The organism is Rhizobium sp. PDO1-076 (genome assembly GCF_000247475.1).
Lineage (GTDB): Bacteria > Pseudomonadota > Alphaproteobacteria > Rhizobiales > Rhizobiaceae > Allorhizobium.
Window position 1 is genome coordinate 14,257 of the sequence record NZ_AHZC01000377.1, and the last position, 18,412, is coordinate 32,668.

Consider the following 18,412-nt stretch of genomic DNA (forward strand, 5'->3'; position numbering starts at 1 on the left):
ATGCATCGCCCTCCCCAAATGCGCGCGACCCGTCGGCAAGGCAGACGGGTCGTTTTTCATTCTACGCAAGGCATCCGCCTCGTAGTCAGAGCGCCGATGCGCCCAGTTGCAGACCATAGGCGACGATGTCTCGACCGACGACGATGCGATCCGCTTCATAGCGTTGCAAGGCTGTAGTGAGATCACGCTCCCGCGCGAGACAGTTGCTCAAGGCCATGACATCGCCTGCTGCCTTCGACACACCCATGGCCGTGTGCGGCCGTGCGACGAAGGCAGCATCGCCGATCAGCGCGATCGACCGGCCGATCATGCGCGGCGCCTCATAGTCGAAAATACCCTGGATCGATGGGCTCGGCTCGGCTGCGACCGCCAGCGCAAACTGGTGCGGCAGAATCTGTCGGGCATCGTCGCGCAAGGCCTCCAGACGATCGCGGGACAGGCCACCACGCGGCAGAGAAAATGCGTGCCTGCGGTTGTCCATATCCGTGAATGTCCCGGCAAGTTCACTCTGCAGCACCTTGCGGTACCAGACCCAGTTGTAACGACGGCTGCCGTTTTGCCTTTCCCCCTTCGAGCCCGGCACCAGGTAACCAAGCACATGCACGCCGGGCTGGACATGGAAGGCGAAGCGATCCAGCAGCAGCCCCGCATCCAAGGGAAGGCTCGTCTCCGGGATCAATCCGCGCCAGGCGACATAGCCGCTATAGTGGTTCTGATGATCTTCCGGATTGACCGCCCGGCGCACGACAGAGCCGAGACCGTCCGCGCCGATGACGAGATCCGCAGTCTCTCGCGTGCCATCGTCGAAGATCAACTCGGCGCCGCCCGCTCCATCTACGACGTCCACGACCTGCCGACCAAGGACATAGCTTCCAGGGGCGATACGCCAGGCGAGGGTATCAAACAGGATGTCCCAGGAGATCTGGGTTTGCGGCATGTGAACGGTCTGGGCGATGCTGCCGTCATGGTTGAGATAGATGCGCTCCTTGGCGACCACGCCGACATGGGCTACTTGCTCGCATCCTATCAGTCGAAGAATGCGCAGCAGGTCGCTCTGGCCGACCAGGCCTGCGCCCCGGCCGGCAAGACCACTCACTGAGCGCTCGTAGACGCGGACATCATGGCCGGCATTTTGTAGCAGGATGCCGGCAAAGAGACCGGCGAGCGACCCACCGACGATCCTGATACGGAGCTTTTCCATCTGTCGCTCCTCACTGCCCAGCCACAGCGGGCTTGTGCTGCCGATGATGCGCGAACTTGACTGCGAAGGCTGCGATGCCAAGGGCCGCACCCAGCGCACTCACCATAAGCCAGCCGCCCTCGCCCCATGCCAATGTCGCCATCGCCGAACCTGCCGCACCGCCGAGGAACATACCCGTCATGAAAATCGTATTGAGGCGGCTGCGCGCATCGGCGTCGAGCGCATAGATGATGTGCTGGTTGGAGATCAGCGCACTCTGGATGCCGAAATCCAGCACGATGACGCCGACGACCAGAGTGACGATGGATGCACATGCGCCGAAGATCAGCCAGGCGACGATGGTCAGTGCCGCCCCGAACCAGACGACGAAATGCGGTCCTCTTTTATCCGCGACCCGGCCGGCGAGCGGTGCTGCGAATATGCCGACCGCACCGACAATCCCGAACAGGCCGGCGACATCCGCCCCCAGCTGGAAGTTCGGTCCTGCGAGATAAAGCGCCAGGATTGTCCAGAAGGCCGTGAAGGAAGCGAACAGGAATGCCTGAATGACGGTCGCAGCCCTGAGTGCCGGATGCAGCTTCCAGAGCTGACCGAGAGAACGGAGAGCCTGATGATAGCGCAGCGTTGATGTCGGCCGGTGATGCGGCAGGACCGCGAACATCAGACCCGCGGCCAGAAGGGCAAGCGGCACGCCGATCCAGAACATCTCCCGCCAGCCGGCATGTTCGCCGACGAAACCCGACAGGGTGCGGCTGAACAGGATACCCGACAGCACGCCTGCCATGACTGTGCCGATCGTGGCGCCGCGTTTTTCCGGCGGTGCCAGCGATGCGGCGAAGGGAACGATCTGCTGAGCAACGGTCGAACAGGCCCCGACAATGACAGAGGCTGCAAGTAGCATCCAGGCAGTCGGTGCCAGTGCAGCCAGAACCAAGGCTGCGGCCAGAACCACGAACTGGCCGATGATCATACGCCGGCGATTGACAAGGTCACCCAGCGGCAAGAGCAGGAAGAGCCCCAGCGCGTAGCCCAGTTGTGTCGCCGTTGGCACCATGCCGGTGATCGGCTGATGCTGGAACTCGGCCTCGATAATGCCGAGCATAGGCTGGTTGTAGTAAATGTTGGCAACGGCAATGTCTTTTCCCGCCAGGAAATGGCCATGCTGCATGACGCAGGCGCAGTGGGCGAGATTTCCTATCGTTTCTACGACAAGGACGGAAAACCCGAGGAGACGCCGCTCAACGAGCGGGTCATCGGGATTTCGCGGAAGACTTGAAACGGACCGACCGCGTCATGGCGCTGGCCGGCGGAGAATCCAAGACGCAGGCGATCGCCGGCGCCTTGAAACTGGGCGTCATCGACGTGTTTGTTACAGACAAGTTCACGGCAGCCAGACTGACGGCCTGATCTCATCCGAGACGGACTGGCTGATCTGCTGCGCAATTGGGAGTGAAGAACCATGAGACGTTTTGCAGATCAGGCCGTGTTCATCACGGGCGGCAACAAGGGCATCGGTGGTGGGATCGCCAGACGTTTTGCCGAGGAAGGCGCGAAGGTCGCCATCGCTGCGATCGACAAGGACACGCCCGAAGCGGCGGCAGCACTCGCGAAAGAAACCGGCGCGCAGGTCATCGGCATCGTTCTGAACGTGACCGACGCCACGGCTGTGAAAGCAGCCTACGAAGAGGCGGAAGACAAGCTTGGCCCTCTCTCCGTGTCGGTACAGAACGCCGGCGTCATCACGATCGCCAAAGTCGAGAACCTGACCGAACGGGAGTGGGATCTCAATCTCGACGTCAACACGAAAGGAGTATTCCTGTGCTGCCAGGAGGCGATCCGCCGCTTCCGTGCGAGCGGCATCAAAGGGCGCCTGATCAACACCGCGTCCGGCCAGGCGCGGCAGGGTTTCATCTACACGCCGCATTATGCCGCTTCCAAGTTCGGGGTTGTCGGCCTGACCCAGAGCCTTGCGAAGGAGCTGGCCCGCGAAGGCATCACGGCAAATGCGATCTGCCCAGGTATCATCCACACCGAAATGTGGGACTACAACGACCGCGTCTGGGGCCAGATGCTGGGCGAATACGGCCCAGGCGAACTGATGGCCGAATGGGTCGAAGGCATACCGATGGGCCGCGCCGGTACGCCCGCAGAGGTCGGCGCCCTTGTTGCATTTCTCGCATCCAAGGACGCCGCCTATATCACCGGCCAGACCATCAATATCGATGGCGGGCTTATCATGTCATGAAGCTGCTTTGTAGGTGATGTTCCGTCCTTCGTGATCCTCCGGATTTGCCATTCGTGCTTTGAGGTTGGGTTTCATGGATGTCTTCGTTCAGGAACTAATGCGCATTCCAGAGGTTTCATCAATCGACCGCAGGCGAACCGACCAGTGAGGCCCAGCGCGACATCAAAACTCCTCCCAACTGTCTCCCCCTTTCAGCGCAGCGTTGCCGTTGAATGCGTGGGCAACTTTTGCCGATATTTGGCGCGCCGGGGACGCGACCGGTCGAGAACGATGGTTCGCGGCAACCGGTGCAACCCGAGATGGTGCGGCCGCTGTCCCGATGTTGAACTGACCTAGAAGTTCGAACAGTTGCTCTGCTTCGCGTGCCAGACTGTGGGCCGCAGCCGTAGTTTCCTCGACCATCGCCGCGTTCTGTTGGGTACCCTGATCCATCGTGTTGACGGCAGTGTTGATTTCCTTCAGGCCCGTTGCCTGTTCTTTCGATGCCTCGACAATGGCACCAACATTTCCGTTGACCTGGACGACCTGAGAGACGATCTCCACCAGAGCTTTGCCGGTATTGCCTACCAAGGTTACCCCGTTCTTGACCTGTTCATTCGACGTGTTGATCAATTCCTTGATCTCTTTTGCCGCCTTGGCCGACCGTTGGGCGAGTTCGCGAACCTCCTGGGCCACAACAGCGAAGCCCTTACCGGCATCTCCGGCGCGAGCCGCTTCAACACCGGCGTTCAACGCCAGAAGGTTTGTCTGGAACGCGATTTCGTCAATCACACCGATGATGTTTGAGATTTCCGACGCCGATTTCTCGATCTTGCCCATAGCTTCAACGGCCTGCCCCACGACATTGCCAGAATGCTCTGCGTTCTCCTTGGTCTTGCGTACCAGTTGACCGGCCTCCTCCGCGCGATGGCTGGAGTCAGCGACGGTCGTGGTAATTTCTTCCAGCGCCGCTGCGGTCTCTTCGACTGACGCAGCTTGCTGCTCTGTGCGCCTCGACAGATCATTCGACGCCGACTGAATCTGCTGAGATGCCGCGGCGATCGCACCGGCATTCTGAGAAATTGTCTGCAGGGTGCCCCGTAGTTTTGCCGAAGCTCCGTTGAAGTCGACGCGGAGCTTTTCGAGCGCAGGCAGGAAGGGATTGCTCACCATCTGCGTCAAATCGCCTTCGGACAAGGCCTTAAGCGCAGCAGCCAGTTGGTCGACATTGCCGACACGCGTGGTGACATCGGTTGCGAACTTCACGACCTTGAACACTTTGCCGTTCATATCGAAGATCGGGTTATAGGACGCTTGGATAAATGCCCTTCTGCCGCCCTTCCCGAGGCGCATGAACTCGTCGGAGACAAATTCTCCGTTTTCCAGTTTCGTCCAGAAGAGACGGTACTCTTCGCTGTTGGTGTAACTCGGCTCGCAGAACATCGAGTGGTGCTTGCCCTGGATTTCCGACAGCTGGTATCCAAGCGTTGAGAGGAAATTCTCGTTGGCGGTGAGAATGTCACCCTTTGGCGTGAACTCGATCACGGCCTGTGCACGGGAGATCGCATCGAGCTTGCCACTATCTTCGGCGGCCTTCAGCTTCTGTTCGGTGATATCGGTAGCGAACTTGACCACCTTGTAGGGTTTGCCCCCGCGAAGCACTGGATTATACGACGCCTCGATCCAGACTTCGTGGCCATCTTTAGCAATGCGCTTATACTGGCGGCGGTCATATTCACCGCGCCCGAGCTTGCTCCAAAAATCCCGATAATCTGCTGTTGCGACCTCGGCGGGATCCACAAAAACACTGTGGTGCTTCCCGACGATTTCCGAGAGTTGATAACCCAGCGCCCGACAGAAATTCTCGTTCGCCGTGATGATCGTTCCGTCAAGCTTGAACTCGATGATCGCTTGAGACTTGCTCATCGCTTCGAGTACACCCTTTGCATCTGAACCGGCACCAAAACCCAACATATGTTCCCCCTAGTGAGTGATGAGACAACCTGGGATGCGCACGAAACGTTTCGGGTGCCTCCTCAGATTTGATGGTGTGAATTGTCGGGGCAAGCTGTTTACGATATGTGAATATTCTGATGGGAGCGCACCATTGTTGCGTATTTTCGACAATTCTTGTCAATCGTCAAAAACGAAGCATATCCCAGAGCGAATACACTCAATGGTCCCGCAACCCACGATATCTGCGAGGCGACCAAGGGACGACTGGACGAACGACAGTTTAAACTCTTGAATTGCCAAGGTGCCGAGAATCGTGACTTCACGTCTCACCAGCTCTCCTGTTTCGATCTGGTGCTGATCGCCGCGAACTGGCAGCTCTTGATGAGAAGTCACACAGGCAAGCGCCCTGAACGACATCCAACCGGGGAAGTTGCCGCGGCATGCCTATGTCGAACGCTTCGGTGATCCCCCACATCAGTCCCGGTGTCTTTGGGGAGCCAGGGCCATCGTCTGCGCATAGGCGAGTGGCGAGCGGTTGCCTGGCATGTTTTCGTCCAATACCAGCGTCTTCAGATCGTCGGACCGGACGTCGAGTGCGACGACGCGTTCAAGCTTGTCGATCTGCCACACGACATAGCCGAGTTCGGGAACATAGCCGCAGTCGCATCCGCAATCGCCGCCTTTGATCATATGCGCCTCCTCGGGCAGATACATGATCTGGGGTTTTGGCAATGTGTAGCAATGCCCCTCATAGGCATAGCCGTAGATCACGCCGATGCTCTTGATATAGCGCCCGTCATCACCCCTGTAATTTTTTGATGGAACACCGATATCGACGGGAAGTTGCTGGAGCTTGTGATTGTGATCGACAATAGCCAAAACGATCTGCTGATTGACTATGCCGAAGATTTCATCGCTGGTGATTTTGAGGACCGCCAATTCTTTGACGGCTTCAACCAATCTCTGCATTTCGTCAGAATCGGCCGTAAGCCCTTGCAGTTTTTCAGATACCTTCCTGTTGATAGCCTCATCTGAAAGCTTGAAAATTGGCCGATATATCGCAGGCCTGCCGTAGAGTCGCACTTCGCTCGGATTGTAAGATCGATAATCCGGCTCTGACAAATCTTCCACAATCGGTCCCACACCGGGATGGCTGCTGCAGTCGCTCATCGCACTCTCCTTTGACTTTTACCTCGATCCTATGATTTCACGCCACGCAAAATTCTCTGCCAGCAGTTCGGCCGCCGGCCCGTCCGCGGCGGCAATGACAGCACTTGCCGCCTGATCCAGTCGCAATGTGCTCGGATCCAGTGTTTTCAGCGAAGCCGCCAAAGCCGTGGCCACCGCGTCACGTGCGCCTACCAGCGCTTGCTTGAAAGACAAAGGCCTTGCACTGAATGCCTGCTCCGTCGCTTGACGAAATGTGTCAAATTCGTCCCATGCCAGGTCCCGCAGATCGACGTCCAGAAGCCGCTTGTCAGCGCAGCCTTTCGCGACCAGATCGCGATGATAAAGTGCTACGATGGTGTCGAAGATCGCACCGATGAATGGCAATGCGCGGTCATGCACCTCGCGCGTCACTGCAGACATTGTCCGAAAATTGGTTGCGAGGCGGATCTGCGTCTCGGGGCTCGTTTCCGCAAAGCGGTTCAACTCGTTATAGAGAAGCAGATTGCCTCTCGTTCTGCGCAGAAGCCGGTCAATCGCGGAATCGAAATGCAGGAGCGAGATCAACGAAACGCAATCCGAAAAGGCTTCGGAGTAGGAAAAGAAGTCGCCCCCCGGCGATGTGGCGGCTGGCACGCCGGTCTCCGACAGCATGATCAGGTGCCCGACCTCGTGTGCGATCGTATCGAAATTCAACGCGTAGGGTCGCAAAATGCCATCGACGTCGGAACACCCCAGTTCGAGAAAGCCGTAGCCTGCTTGGGCATTGTCCCAGTCGACAAACGGGACAATTTCAAGCCTCGGAAAGGTCTGATCGAAAAACCAGCGGACCGGCCGCCCCAGATAACTTTGCCAGATGTCGAGAACAAAACGGACGCAGGCATAGGCGTGAACGGCAAGGAAAGGACGCGAGGTCGGATCGATATTGTCGAAGTGACGGTCTGGCCCCGGCCTCACCGGCGCACGCTTTGTCCCGACGAAAGGCGGCAGGTTGGCGAAGCCATAGGGTTGTTTTTCATAGAGCGGATCTGCGACATACATGGAGAGGTCGCTGGGGCCCTCGCCGATTTCATCGCGCTGTATCGACAACCACACACGATCGGGCTGTTCGTATCCGGGAATGAATGGCGGTTGGGGATAAATCCAGAAGCGCGTGCCGACACGCGCATTTCCAGAGTCGAAGGAATCGTCCCGAAGCAGGCGCATCGTGCATATGCCCCCTCGATTGAAAACTCGCAGCTAGAGATTCAATTTATAAGTGTTTACTAATCTTGAGTCAATGCCGCCAGCTTCAAGATCCCGGACAAAGGTGTTCGTCGCAACCCACGCATTGCTTGCAGGCCCAGCGCTGTGTTGTGTTGCAAGGGCCCTCGCGTTTCGCAGCGCCAGGAGCGCGTCTTGTCGTTTCTGTCCCACCACTTCATTGCGCAAGGCTTTCAACCGCTCCTTGTCGCACCCCGTGTCCCGGATGATCGCCTCAAACCGGCGCTCTCGAAAGTTCGTGTTTCGCGCAATATTTGTGAATATGTCGCGCTCTTCAGCGGTCACAAGTTTCTCACGTGACAGTTTGGCGAATGTTCGCTGAAGATCGACCATTGCATGCGTCAAAGGCGGAAAGCCGAGTTCCGCTGGGCCTGAAAGGACTGCGACTGCATCGTCGGGCGCCAGTCGCCAGCGCCGATACCACCGGTAGACCAGGCCGACACCGATCATGCCGAATTCACTGAATTCCGCCGCCCTCAGCGCGCCCATGCTTGCCGCGCCAATCACAACGATGCCCTGCGCCATCGCCCAGAGGATTTCCTTGTGTCGGACAGCCGGCCTGTCTTCGAACTGCCCGTCGATCAGGACCATGGCCCGCGGCCGGTAGGCGTGAGCGGCAAGCAGAATGTCGCCTTGCGCAGCCGGATGCACATAGATGGCGTCGAGAACCCGCTCCGCTTCTGCCAGGCGAAGCGTCGGGCCGAGAAACACCACGATCGGACCTTCCTCGCTCGCATCGACCATGTGAACACTCACCGCAGGATTGAAAAGGGACTGCCACCGGGCAGAATGGTTCTCACGCACTGGACGCCTGTTTCGGCGTCCGCTCCCACCGGGACCGCCAATATCGGCCCCAAGCCGGCGGATAGCACCCGATCGATGAGCGAGCCAAGATCCGCAACGGCGCGCACTTCAACAGCCGGGCGTGGCAATCCGGTCGTGTCCCGGACAATAAGCTGGCGGGCCTTGGCGACGATCGCGTCGGTACTGCGCCTGTAGTGCGCCCGGGTTTGATCGTCGCGCGCACCCGATATCGCCCCGGCGCGGGCCGACAGCGCCTCGAGCATCGCGCTCGCTGCGGCGGCAGCGATGCTTGGAGCCGCCGCATATCCCTCGGTCGGAAGCGCAAGGATAGGTTCGCCTGGACCTGTCTCGATCGTCTGGCACCAGACAACCGGGACCTTTGCAGGCGACGGAACGAGCCAAAGACCGAAGGAAATAGGGTGCTCGCCCACAACAGACAGTATGTGATCAACTTCGTCCCCCAATCCGTGCGGAGAAATGCGCATTCGATCAAAGAAGCCGTGGGTAGCAAAGGCGCGAGCGATCGCGTCGCGCTCGATACATTCGAACAGACCATGCAGAAACGCATCGAGGACAGTCATGTGACAGGCGAGACCCGTGGTCGTCCGTATAAAGAGACCATCCTGGTCGAGTGGTGGATCCGTGTAGCAGGTGTGAACGAGTTCCTGCGGGACCGGTTGTGGAAGACCTGCCGCAATATCGATGCCGGTGACCCAAGGTATCGTCCTTGCCCGCCAATTGCCCCGGCGATCGGGTGCCAGCAAATTTTCAAACAGGCCGTCAGCGATTTTGATTTCATCCGCTGTCGCCCGAAATACAAGCTCCGGGGGAATGGCTTCCGCGTAGAACCGTTCAAGCGATTCCATAATTGCCCCCACTGCCGCGCCCGCCATCCAAAAGCCCCGCCCGAGTGACGTGACCTCGGATAAGGCCGCGGGTCGAACGGCTTGGACAACCGGCAGGCCGATCCGGTCAAGTCCGGTCAGATCCCCCAGCCGAGTTATTCGCGCGCGACGACATAGTGGCAGTATCTTGTGCAAGCATTGAGTGGTCTCGTCGAGATCTGAGGGTGGCGACAGGAGGTTATGAAGGTTTGAAACCACAGCACAGTGAAGGCGCGCGAGCCTGCCGTCACGATCTGACGGATCGTTCGCTTTCGGGTGCTTGAGATCAACATTGACCGGCAACGCCTAGCTCCTGAATGGAACGTCTCGCCCGCCTTAGAAGCGCCTTGGCGCCTTGGCGCTCGGCAATTTCCATGGCGGAGCGAAGGTCGGCAACAATTGGATCCCTGCTGGTATTGACCCGCGCGCAAAGCACCGCGCGGCGACGGTAAAGCTCGGCGAGCCAATAGGCATGTCCGGTTTCCCTAGCCTTTTCGATCGCGTCATTCGTGACCTCGACCGCGAGCTCAAATTTGCCAGCAAGCCCGAGCAGAGTGGCGTGCATGTAAAGATAGATCGGCAGATCTGCGACGGCACCAAGGCTTCTCAGAAGCGACAGCCCCTCGCCGAACATCGCATGCCCGCTGTCAAGGCTTTCGCCATGCGCATGCGCCCACCCGGCAAAGAGCAGCGACAGGCCGGACAGAGACTGCATATCATGCAACTTCGCAAAATCGGCCATTCTACTGGAAACGTCGGTGAGACGCCCATAATCGTCCCGGTAAAACGCAGACACTGCTTCCGTATCCAACGAATGCGCCTTGCTTGGCGCATGCGCTATCCGGTCTGCGAAAGCGACCATTTTCGAAAGAGATGTGTCCGAGGCTTTCGATTGCCCCGTCAGCCACAGCGAAAGAGCGAGTTGCCCGAGGCCGCACACTTTCGCGTCATGGCCGCCAAACAACGTGCGGCTGGTCCTAGCGGATTGCTCGTCATAAAGCGCCAGTCCCGCCTTGATCGCATCCTGGGTTTCGCGATGGTTTCCGAGGTTGAAATCGATGGCCCAGATGCAATGGTTGACCTGCAGCCTGATTTCCGGATCTTCCACCCCGGCCAGCATTGCCTGCACCTGCAGGGCACGATCGTGCATGATGCGAAAATCCGATCCGGTGAGCCACCACCCCCAATAGATTGGAAACCACCGGGACTGGTCCTCCATCGGCTGACGGCGGGCAATGGCTATGCCATCTTCATAGAGCTTGCGGGCGGGCGGCGAATTCTGCCCGACAAGGCCGGTCAGGATAGGCCCGAGTGACGTCAGCGCGGACAGTTGTAGAGGTTCGATCGCATGTTTCTCGCCCAGGCGCTGGCAAAGCGACAAGGCGTGCTCCAGATAGTTGCGCGCCTCTATCATCGCCGATCGGCTCGAATTTTCTCTCCCTGCCGCCGTATACAGATCGATGGCGTTTTCGAGGAGTCCGGCACGCTCCGCATGTTCGGCCAGCGTTCCGGTATCGATCCAGGCTGCCATTTGGCGATTTTGGCTGACTGCCGCGAACAGGCGCCTATGCAATGTCTGCTGCTGCTTGCGCAAGAGCGTTTTGTAGATGGTCTCCTGGACCAAAGCGTGCCGGAAACCGTAGGCGATGTGCCCTCGTGTCCTGATCCTCATCAGGAACCCCGCATCGCTCAATGTATCGGCGGCTTTGGCCAACGACGCCTTGCCCAATCCTGGCAAAAGCGCGCGAAGTAGCGACAGCGTGAACCGGTTGCCCGCAACTGCTCCCGCTCGCGCCACGTCTCTGGCCATGCCCAGGTCGTTAAGACGCGCATTCAATATTTCCTCGAATGCGGACACATGGCTGGGTGTAACGTTCTCCGACAAGCTCATCGTGTCCGCATCAACGTTCTCCGAGACCCATTGGCCGATTTGTTCGATGAAGAGCGGAACACCGCCGGAGATCCTTTCTATGACGTCAACGAGCCCAGGAAGCATGGCCTGCCGCTGCTCCGGCCATCGCGCCTCTATTGCCTGTCGAGTTTCGCCACGATCAAGCGGGAGCAGGATCAGACGCGTGGGTTTGGCCGCATCCAGCCAATCCGTCCCAAACCCGAGACGGGACGTCGCGACGAGGAGAATCGGAAGTTGGCGCGCAACCCGAGCGGCCTCTACCAGCAAATCCTTCGAGCTAGGATCGATCCAGTGGATGTCTTCGACCGCCAGGACGATGGGGCCATTCGCGCACAACGCTGCGAGCACACGAAACACGGCGCGACGCGCTTTTTCCCGAATGGCTTTGGGATCGACATCGGCGAGCTGTTGATTTCGTCCCACGGCACCGAGCAAATGCGCAAATGTATCAATCGTTTCCGCTTCGCGAATGCCGTTTCGTTCGAAAGCGGCAGCCACAGCCGAAGCCGACAGACCCGGCTGGTCGGCTGGTCGGCTGGTCCAGATGCTGCGCCGGTAAAGGTGTTCAACAAAGGGTGTAACGTCGCGCGGTGTCCCCCGGGCAGGCACTGAAAGAAAAACAGCCCTGATCGCTGGTCGCGAGTGATCTTTCGGGCTTCCCGCAAAAGGCGCGACTTTCCAATGCCTGCATCTCCCTCGAGCAGGATCATTTCCCCACCCTTCGCGGGGATCCTTTCCCAACAGGCGGCAATCGCGCTCAACTCCCGTTCACGACCAATGAAGGGGCCACCAAGACGACCGAACGCGTAAAACCGGTTGACCTCGATCTTGTGTCCGAGTGCACGCCACACCTTTTCCGGCACGGCGAATCCCTTGAGCACCTTGTCGCCTTCGAACACGAAAGCATGCGACCTGCCAGCCAGGTCACGCGTCTCTTCCGAAACAAAAACGGCATCCGGTGCGGCAATCTCTTGTAGACGGGTGGCTATTGCCAGTGCCGCGGCGGCAACCGGCTCGTCCTGCGTCTCCTGAACAAGCGCGACGGATGTCGCGATCCCGACGCGGACGTGCAAGTCGTCACGCAAGGCTTCCCGACCAACGCGCGCGCAGCCTTCGACGATCCCGAGACCGGCGCGAATGGCGAGCGATGCCGCATCCTTTGCACCCAGGTCATTCGGGAAGAGTGCCACACCGCCGTCGCCGGCCTCAAGCAACATGACGCCGGAATGAGATGTTATCGACTGTTTCGCTGCATTCTGAAATGCGGCAATCAATTCCTGATAGTCTTCTATGTCGAGGAGCTGGAGAAGTCTAGTAGACCCGACGAGATCGAAACAGAGGGCGGTTACGATCCGCCGCTCGCCCCCATGTTCGAAGGGGCGTGCCTTGCGACGTGAAGGTTTCGCCGGTTGTCGTAGTTTGTTGACCCGACTTTCGAGCATCCGCCACTCCTACGGCTCACGTGTATTCCGGATCCAGAATGTATAGCATATGCGACGGGCACCAGCGTAGTGGTTCCCCGCCGCTCCCGGAGAGCCCGGAGCGATTTTTTGCTCATTGCTTTGCACCTAACCTAAGCCACGGTCATCTCAGGTCTGCGAAGATCGCGTCCGGCGGACTGAGCCGCCCCAGCTTTGCCGGAAACCATTTGCTTCAAGTTATGTGGCCATGGCTGGCGCGCCCAGCATGGCATAGCATCGTTGTTCGGCCTCTCTTGGCGAGATGATTCCAATGGGCTCAAGAAGGCGCCACTACAGCGAGGAAATCCAGCCTGGGGCTTTTCCGATCTTTGCGGGGCGGCGTAACGCATGACGGACCTAAAAGGATGGTCCGGGCAAGCAAATCATCTCGATGACCATCAACGGCATGGTGATAAATCCGACAAATCTCGACTATGGCAACCCCGAGGATCGCCTGCTGTCTGTGCTAGTAGAATTCACCGACTCCGTCGGTACTCGCCCGGCGTTTTGCCCAACTGTCGTCTGAAGGCTCTGGCGAACGCGGCCTGTGAAGAAAAGCGGCAGACGAAAGCGATCTCGACGAGAGACATTTCTGATGAAGACAGCAGAGACAGGGCGCGATTGATCCTCCGGCTCCCAATGTAACTGTTCGGGCTTTCGCCCACGGCCGTCCGGAACGCCCTCGCGAAGTGATACCTGCTCAGACAAGCAACCGACGCAATCTCGGCGACGGTCAGATCGGTTTCGAGATTGTCCTCGATGTAATCCTGGACACGCTTGAGCCGCCTTTGATCCAAAGCACCGACTATTCCCCCACCACGCTTCTCGATGCAGTGATCCGTGTAACTGCCGCTGATGTGCGTTACCAGGACGCTCGCGAGATGTTCCATCAAGAGCGAACCGCCTGCAGTCTCTTCCCTCAACTCGCCAAGTATGCGGACGCAAATCTGTCGGACGAATTCGTCTTCAAGCCCAGCTCGATAGATGTTTTCATCGAAAGCCACGGGGCGAGATGCTAACCCAGAAAGCGCGTCGATCTGGTCGTCGGGAATGTAGACATGCAAGACTTCCGGTATAGCCTCGGTTAGCCGGATCTGGTCCTCGTTGACGCCCTTGGGACACAGCCAGAGCGCTCCAGATCGGCTGGGCGTCGCTTGAAATCGTCCGTTACCTCGCCGCTCGACCATTCCGCCGCCCGTCCCGCGAACTGCAAATGTTATTTCCGTCTGCCTCGAGCAGATATCCGGGATGTCGCATGCGGGATGCGTCCGCAGTTCGGCGGCCAAACCGCCCCAGCCTCTGCCCAGAGAAGAAGCAAGCAATCCTGCATCGGGAAATTTCTGAGCCCCGTGATCGTAAAGAGATGTCATTGCAGCCGCCCGCGCCTGGTCTTCCTCGCAATGTTGTACGGTCGCGTTCGACCGAAAATCAAGGGAACAGCACACAAGGTAAAAACCTCGGCACGGCCAGACAAGACGTGTCCGACGTTTGCGGCAATGTTGATTGCTGCGACAGGTCGTCTGAAGTGGCCCGGCGCGCAGAAAAATCGCAAATCGGGGTGTCCGGAATACGAGCGGAACCGCTTCGTTCGTTGGTCACCTTGTTCCAACAATTGTAATAGTGTTAGCTAAGTGCATTGTAACCTGAAGTATAAGAATTTTGAACTTTATTAGCGCCGTGTCGCGATACGACGTGAGCAACGACCATTTTGAGTGATGTCGCTGGAGTGGCGAGTTTGGAAGAGGAACTGTATTTTGCGCCGTTCTCTATAGTGCCCGCCAGGCGAAGCCTGATGCGGAGCGGAGCGGTCGTTCCCTTGGGAAGCCGAGCCACGGATATCCTCCTGCTTCTGGTCGCACATCCCGGAGAACTCAAGACAAACCAGGAGATCGTAAAGCACGTATGGCCAGATACGTTCGTGGACGATGCCAACCTGCGCGTCCATGTATCGGCATTGAGGAAAGTCCTGGGCGACACCAAGGCCGAACCCAACTTCGTCGCAAATGTTCCGGGGCGAGGCTATACCTTCATCGCGCGCGTGGAGCGCCGATCGCAGGTCTTGCCGATCGAGCCCGCCTCCACTCGCATCCCACGCGACGCGGATTCGCTGCGGATAATTGGCCGCGATCACAGCATTGAGACGATCCTATACCAGTTGGGAAAAGGCCGACTGGTCACAGTCACGGGCGCTGGAGGGATCGGAAAGTCCACCGTTGCGAGAGCTGTCGCTGGGCGATTGGCCGGGAGGCTTGAGGTAGTCAGCGTAGAACTGTCCGACGTGGCGTCAGGCGATCTCGTGCTGACGGTTGTCGCATCCGCTCTCGGGATTAAATCGCGCGCCGACGACATGCTGGATACGATATGCATGACGCTGGAAGCAACACCTACCCTGATCGTTCTCGACGGATGCGAGCATTTGATCGAGGACGCGACTAAATTCGTCGAAGCCGTCCTGCAAAGAACGACGTCGGCCAGGTTCCTCGCCACAAGCCGTGAACCGCTCAGGGGAAGCGGCGAGCGTGTCCACCGTCTCTTTCCTCTCGATACGCCCGCTGCTGACGTGAGCCCCGAGGAGGCGCTCAGGTTCCCGGCCATCGAATTGTTTGTGGAGCGGGCCGACGCGTGCCTTGGCGGTTACGAACTCACCGAGGAAGACGCACCCATCGTCATCGATATCTGCACGCGGTTGGACGGGATCGCGCTGGCCATCGAACTTGCTGCTGGCCGTCTCGAATCCATGGGGGTCGCATCACTCGCCAAGTCCCTCAACGACTGCTTCAAGGTTCTCAGCCGCGGGCGGCGGACGGCCTTGCCCAGACACCAGACGCTCCGCGCGGCTCTGGATTGGAGTTACATGTTGCTGAACCCTACGGAACAGCGTGCGCTGGTCGAACTCTCGGTCTTCAGGGGCCGTTTTTCCATGAGTGCCGCCGAGGCCGTGCTCACCGACGACACCTACGACCTTCTGGCCGCGCTGGTGGCCAAATCGCTGGTGGTCGTGGAGGCGTCCGCAGGCGATCAGTCATACCGTCTGCTCGACACAACACGCATATACGCCTCCGCAAAGCTTGTGGAATCAGGCGAATACGATCGTATCATGATCAAGTTCGGCAACTACCTGTTGGAATTGTTCGAGGCATCCACATCGGTGATGCACACACATACCACCGACGAAGTAGGGCGTGACTTCGGCTCTCTCATACCGAGCCTCCGAGCGTGTCTGGACTGGGCACTTCTCGGCAGTGGCGAAAGGATCCTCGGTGCGAGGATCACCGTCGCGGCCTTGCCGCTTTTTTTCAAACTGTCGCTGTTCGACGAATGCATCGCCGCAGTCACCTCGTCGATCGGCTACCTCGATGCCAACCCCGACGTCGACGAAGCGAGCAGAATGAAACTTTACACGGCACTGGGATGGCCGCAGATGATCGCCGCCGATGCCCCAGGACGAGGTATTGAAGCATGGACGGCATCCGCCCGCATCGCCGAGAAGCTGGGAGATGTCGATCATCAGCTACGATCCATATGGGGACTTTGGGTAGACGCCATAAACAAGGCGGAGCCGAACACCGCGCTTGGTTTGACGCTACAGTTCGCAGAAATGGCAGCCGTCTCGCCCGACCCTGCCGACATTGTGATCGGCCATCGCATGAAGGGCGCTACCCTTCATTGGCTGGGTCGCCACGCCGACGCTGCCGATTGCCTCAGCGCCATGCTGGCCGAGTACGAGGGTCTGCCGTCGGCCGGGCATGCGATCCGATTTCAGTTTGACCAGAAGGTAACCGCCCGGATCGTCCTTTCACGATGCAAGTGGTTCCTGGGACGCGAGCAGGAGGCCATGGCCGATGTAGCGGCCACGCTCGAATACGCAGAGAGCATCGGCCACTATGCGTCCCTGACCAATGCTCTCGCAGAAGCAGCCTGCCCGCTTGCTCTTATGTCCGGCGACGACGAACTGGCAGCCCGCTACATCAGCATGCTCAGAGGACATACGAAGGCGACTATGCTCGACGTATGGCGCACATACGCCGAATGCTTCGAGGCCGAGCTTGTGCGAAGAGCCGGGGACAATCAGGCATCCCTGCGTCAGCTTCGGCAAGGCCTGCAGTCACTCCGTAAAGCGGGCTTTGTCTTGTTCGAGACGATGTTCGTGACAACTGAGGCACGGGCGCTATCCGGACTTGGCCGAAATTCAGAAGCAGTGGCGGTACTTGATGCATCCTTGCAAAAAAGCACGGCCTCCGGAGAGGCGTGGTATCTTCCAGAGCTCCACCGTGCGAAGGCGAACATTCAGTTTGAAATGGCGGATATGGCCAACGCGAAACGGAGCCTCGACATCGCGGGACGCACGGCGAGCGCCGCCGGGGCCGTCGCATTGGCTCGGCTTGTCGAACGTGACATGGCTTAATCTCGCGCCGTGATGGCACTGAACAGGTACCGGTTTACACGGATTTACAACTCTAAACTCGCCTCCCCCTTTTAGGCACGGCATGGTGGCGCCGAAGAGGAGAGCGCCATGGAAGGCAACCAGCCGGTCCGTTTTCTGGTCATTCTTTCAACAGACGAAAGTGGCGATGTATCGGCTAGCGCAGTTACACTCGGTCGAATTGCGCCACCCTATTATCTGTTCAAAGACCATGGTGCGGAGGTTGTCCTTGCCACGTTGACGGGGGGATATCCCCGTCTTCCTGATTTTAGAGAAACCGAACCGCACGAAAAGAGCCTTCGCCGCTTTTTCCTCGACAGAGCGGCCAGGGACGACCTCGCGGACACACTAGCCGCAGACCAGATCGTCGCCGAAGATTTCGACGCAGCCCTTTGCCTCGGATTTTCAGGCGCTCTCTGGGGAAACCACAACAACAGTGTGGCCACCATACTTACGACGCTTCTGGAGACCGGCAAACCCGTAGCCGTCATCCCCGGCAACGCTGTCGAGATTACCCCTCACGGTGCGGGCGATGGCCTGCTGATTTTCGGCGATTCCGACAACGCGCCCATCACGGCGGCACATGCACTCCTGGCGATCGTCAATGAACGCCGCAACCACGTCGCCTGATACGTATCCCTCCGAAACAGGCATTTGCATCGATTTACGACGCTTTACTCGCCAATCCAAAGCAACTCGGGCAAATTCACATCGTCGAAGGCCGACAATGGAGGATACCATGAACGAACGCTCGACAGCACCCGCCTTTGGGATCACCCGGCGTGATATCATTCTGTCCAGCGGTATAGCGGTCGCCGCCATGGCGCTTCCAAGACAGGGCGCGGCCGCTACCCAACCTTCTGCCAACCAATCGGGGAACGAGATCATGTCATTCGTCAAAACACAGGACGGCACGGAAATCTACTACAAGGACTGGGGTCCAAAGGACGCGCAGCCGATCGTCTTCCACCATGGCTGGCCGCTCAGCTCAGACGACTGGGACGGACAGATGATGTATTTCCTGGAAAAGGGCTACCGCGTCATCGCCCACGACCGCCGAGGCCATGGTCGCTCCACCCAGACCTGGACCGGGAACGAGATGGACACCTATGCCGCCG

At 58.8% G+C, this 18,412-nt stretch carries 12 protein-coding genes and 2 pseudogenes; 5 read left to right on the forward strand and 9 right to left on the reverse strand.

The genetic code is table 11. The features are described from left to right. Positions 1–85 precede the first annotated feature (85 nt). Both PDO_RS17540 and PDO_RS17545 read right to left on the reverse strand, forming a co-directional pair. Positions 86–1,201: an FAD binding domain-containing protein gene (locus PDO_RS17540; RefSeq protein WP_007605102.1), complete on the reverse strand. Its 1,116-nt coding sequence runs from the start codon at positions 1,199–1,201 to the stop codon at positions 86–88. A 10-nt stretch (positions 1,202–1,211) separates the two neighbouring features. Next, positions 1,212–2,369, reverse strand: coding sequence for an MFS transporter (locus PDO_RS17545; RefSeq protein WP_007605103.1), 1,158 nt, complete (start codon positions 2,367–2,369; stop codon positions 1,212–1,214). Here PDO_RS17545 and PDO_RS27360 point away from each other — a divergent pair. Beyond that, a pseudogene (locus PDO_RS27360) lies at positions 2,328–2,608 on the forward strand (sugar-binding domain-containing protein); the annotation flags it as partial. The gene PDO_RS17545 and the pseudogene PDO_RS27360 sit on opposite strands and share 42 nt — an antisense overlap. Positions 2,609–2,660: 52 nt before the next feature. Beyond that, the gene (locus tag PDO_RS17550) at positions 2,661–3,446 is read left to right on the forward strand and encodes an SDR family oxidoreductase (RefSeq protein ID WP_007605107.1); all 786 of its coding nucleotides are present in this window, start codon (positions 2,661–2,663) and stop codon (positions 3,444–3,446) included. A 162-nt stretch (positions 3,447–3,608) separates the two neighbouring features. Here PDO_RS17550 and PDO_RS17555 read toward each other — a convergent pair whose 3' ends face one another. From PDO_RS17555 to PDO_RS17590, 7 genes and pseudogenes are all read right to left on the reverse strand, one after another. Beyond that, positions 3,609–5,399: a methyl-accepting chemotaxis protein gene (locus tag PDO_RS17555; protein ID WP_007605109.1), complete on the reverse strand. Its 1,791-nt coding sequence runs from the start codon at positions 5,397–5,399 to the stop codon at positions 3,609–3,611. Positions 5,400–5,855: 456 nt separating this feature from the next. Then, positions 5,856–6,551 carry a hypothetical protein gene (locus PDO_RS17565; RefSeq protein WP_007605110.1) on the reverse strand — a complete coding sequence of 232 codons (696 nt, stop codon included), beginning with the start codon at positions 6,549–6,551 and terminating at the stop codon, positions 5,856–5,858. A gap of 18 nt (positions 6,552–6,569) precedes the next feature. After that, entirely contained in the window at positions 6,570–7,754 is a 1,185-nt protein-coding gene (locus PDO_RS17570; protein ID WP_007605112.1) for a gluzincin family metallopeptidase, read from the reverse strand. A 33-nt stretch (positions 7,755–7,787) separates the two neighbouring features. Further along, entirely contained in the window at positions 7,788–8,555 is a 768-nt protein-coding gene (locus tag PDO_RS17575) for a TfuA-like protein (protein ID WP_007605114.1), read from the reverse strand. Positions 8,556–8,563: 8 nt separating this feature from the next. Next, entirely contained in the window at positions 8,564–9,802 is a 1,239-nt protein-coding gene (locus PDO_RS17580) for a YcaO-like family protein (protein ID WP_458574661.1), read from the reverse strand. Then, positions 9,786–12,853, reverse strand: a pseudogene (locus tag PDO_RS17585) (ATP-binding protein). The gene PDO_RS17580 and the pseudogene PDO_RS17585 overlap by 17 nt, the downstream one beginning before the upstream one ends. A gap of 494 nt (positions 12,854–13,347) precedes the next feature. Next, entirely contained in the window at positions 13,348–14,241 is an 894-nt protein-coding gene (locus PDO_RS17590) for a helix-turn-helix domain-containing protein (protein WP_007605126.1), read from the reverse strand. 356 nt (positions 14,242–14,597) lie between these two features. On the opposite strand from PDO_RS17590, the gene PDO_RS17595 reads away from it, so the two are divergent. The 3 genes from PDO_RS17595 to PDO_RS28025 all read left to right on the forward strand — a co-directional run. Next, positions 14,598–17,276 carry an ATP-binding protein gene (locus tag PDO_RS17595; RefSeq protein ID WP_458574662.1) on the forward strand — a complete coding sequence of 893 codons (2,679 nt, stop codon included), beginning with the start codon at positions 14,598–14,600 and terminating at the stop codon, positions 17,274–17,276. 108 nt (positions 17,277–17,384) lie between these two features. Further along, positions 17,385–17,924, forward strand: a complete 540-nt coding sequence (locus PDO_RS17600; RefSeq protein WP_007605128.1) for a type 1 glutamine amidotransferase family protein — start codon at positions 17,385–17,387, stop codon at positions 17,922–17,924. A 109-nt stretch (positions 17,925–18,033) separates the two neighbouring features. Beyond that, positions 18,034–18,412: alpha/beta fold hydrolase (locus PDO_RS28025; RefSeq protein WP_007605129.1), on the forward strand; the 379-nt coding region annotated here is incomplete at its 3' end.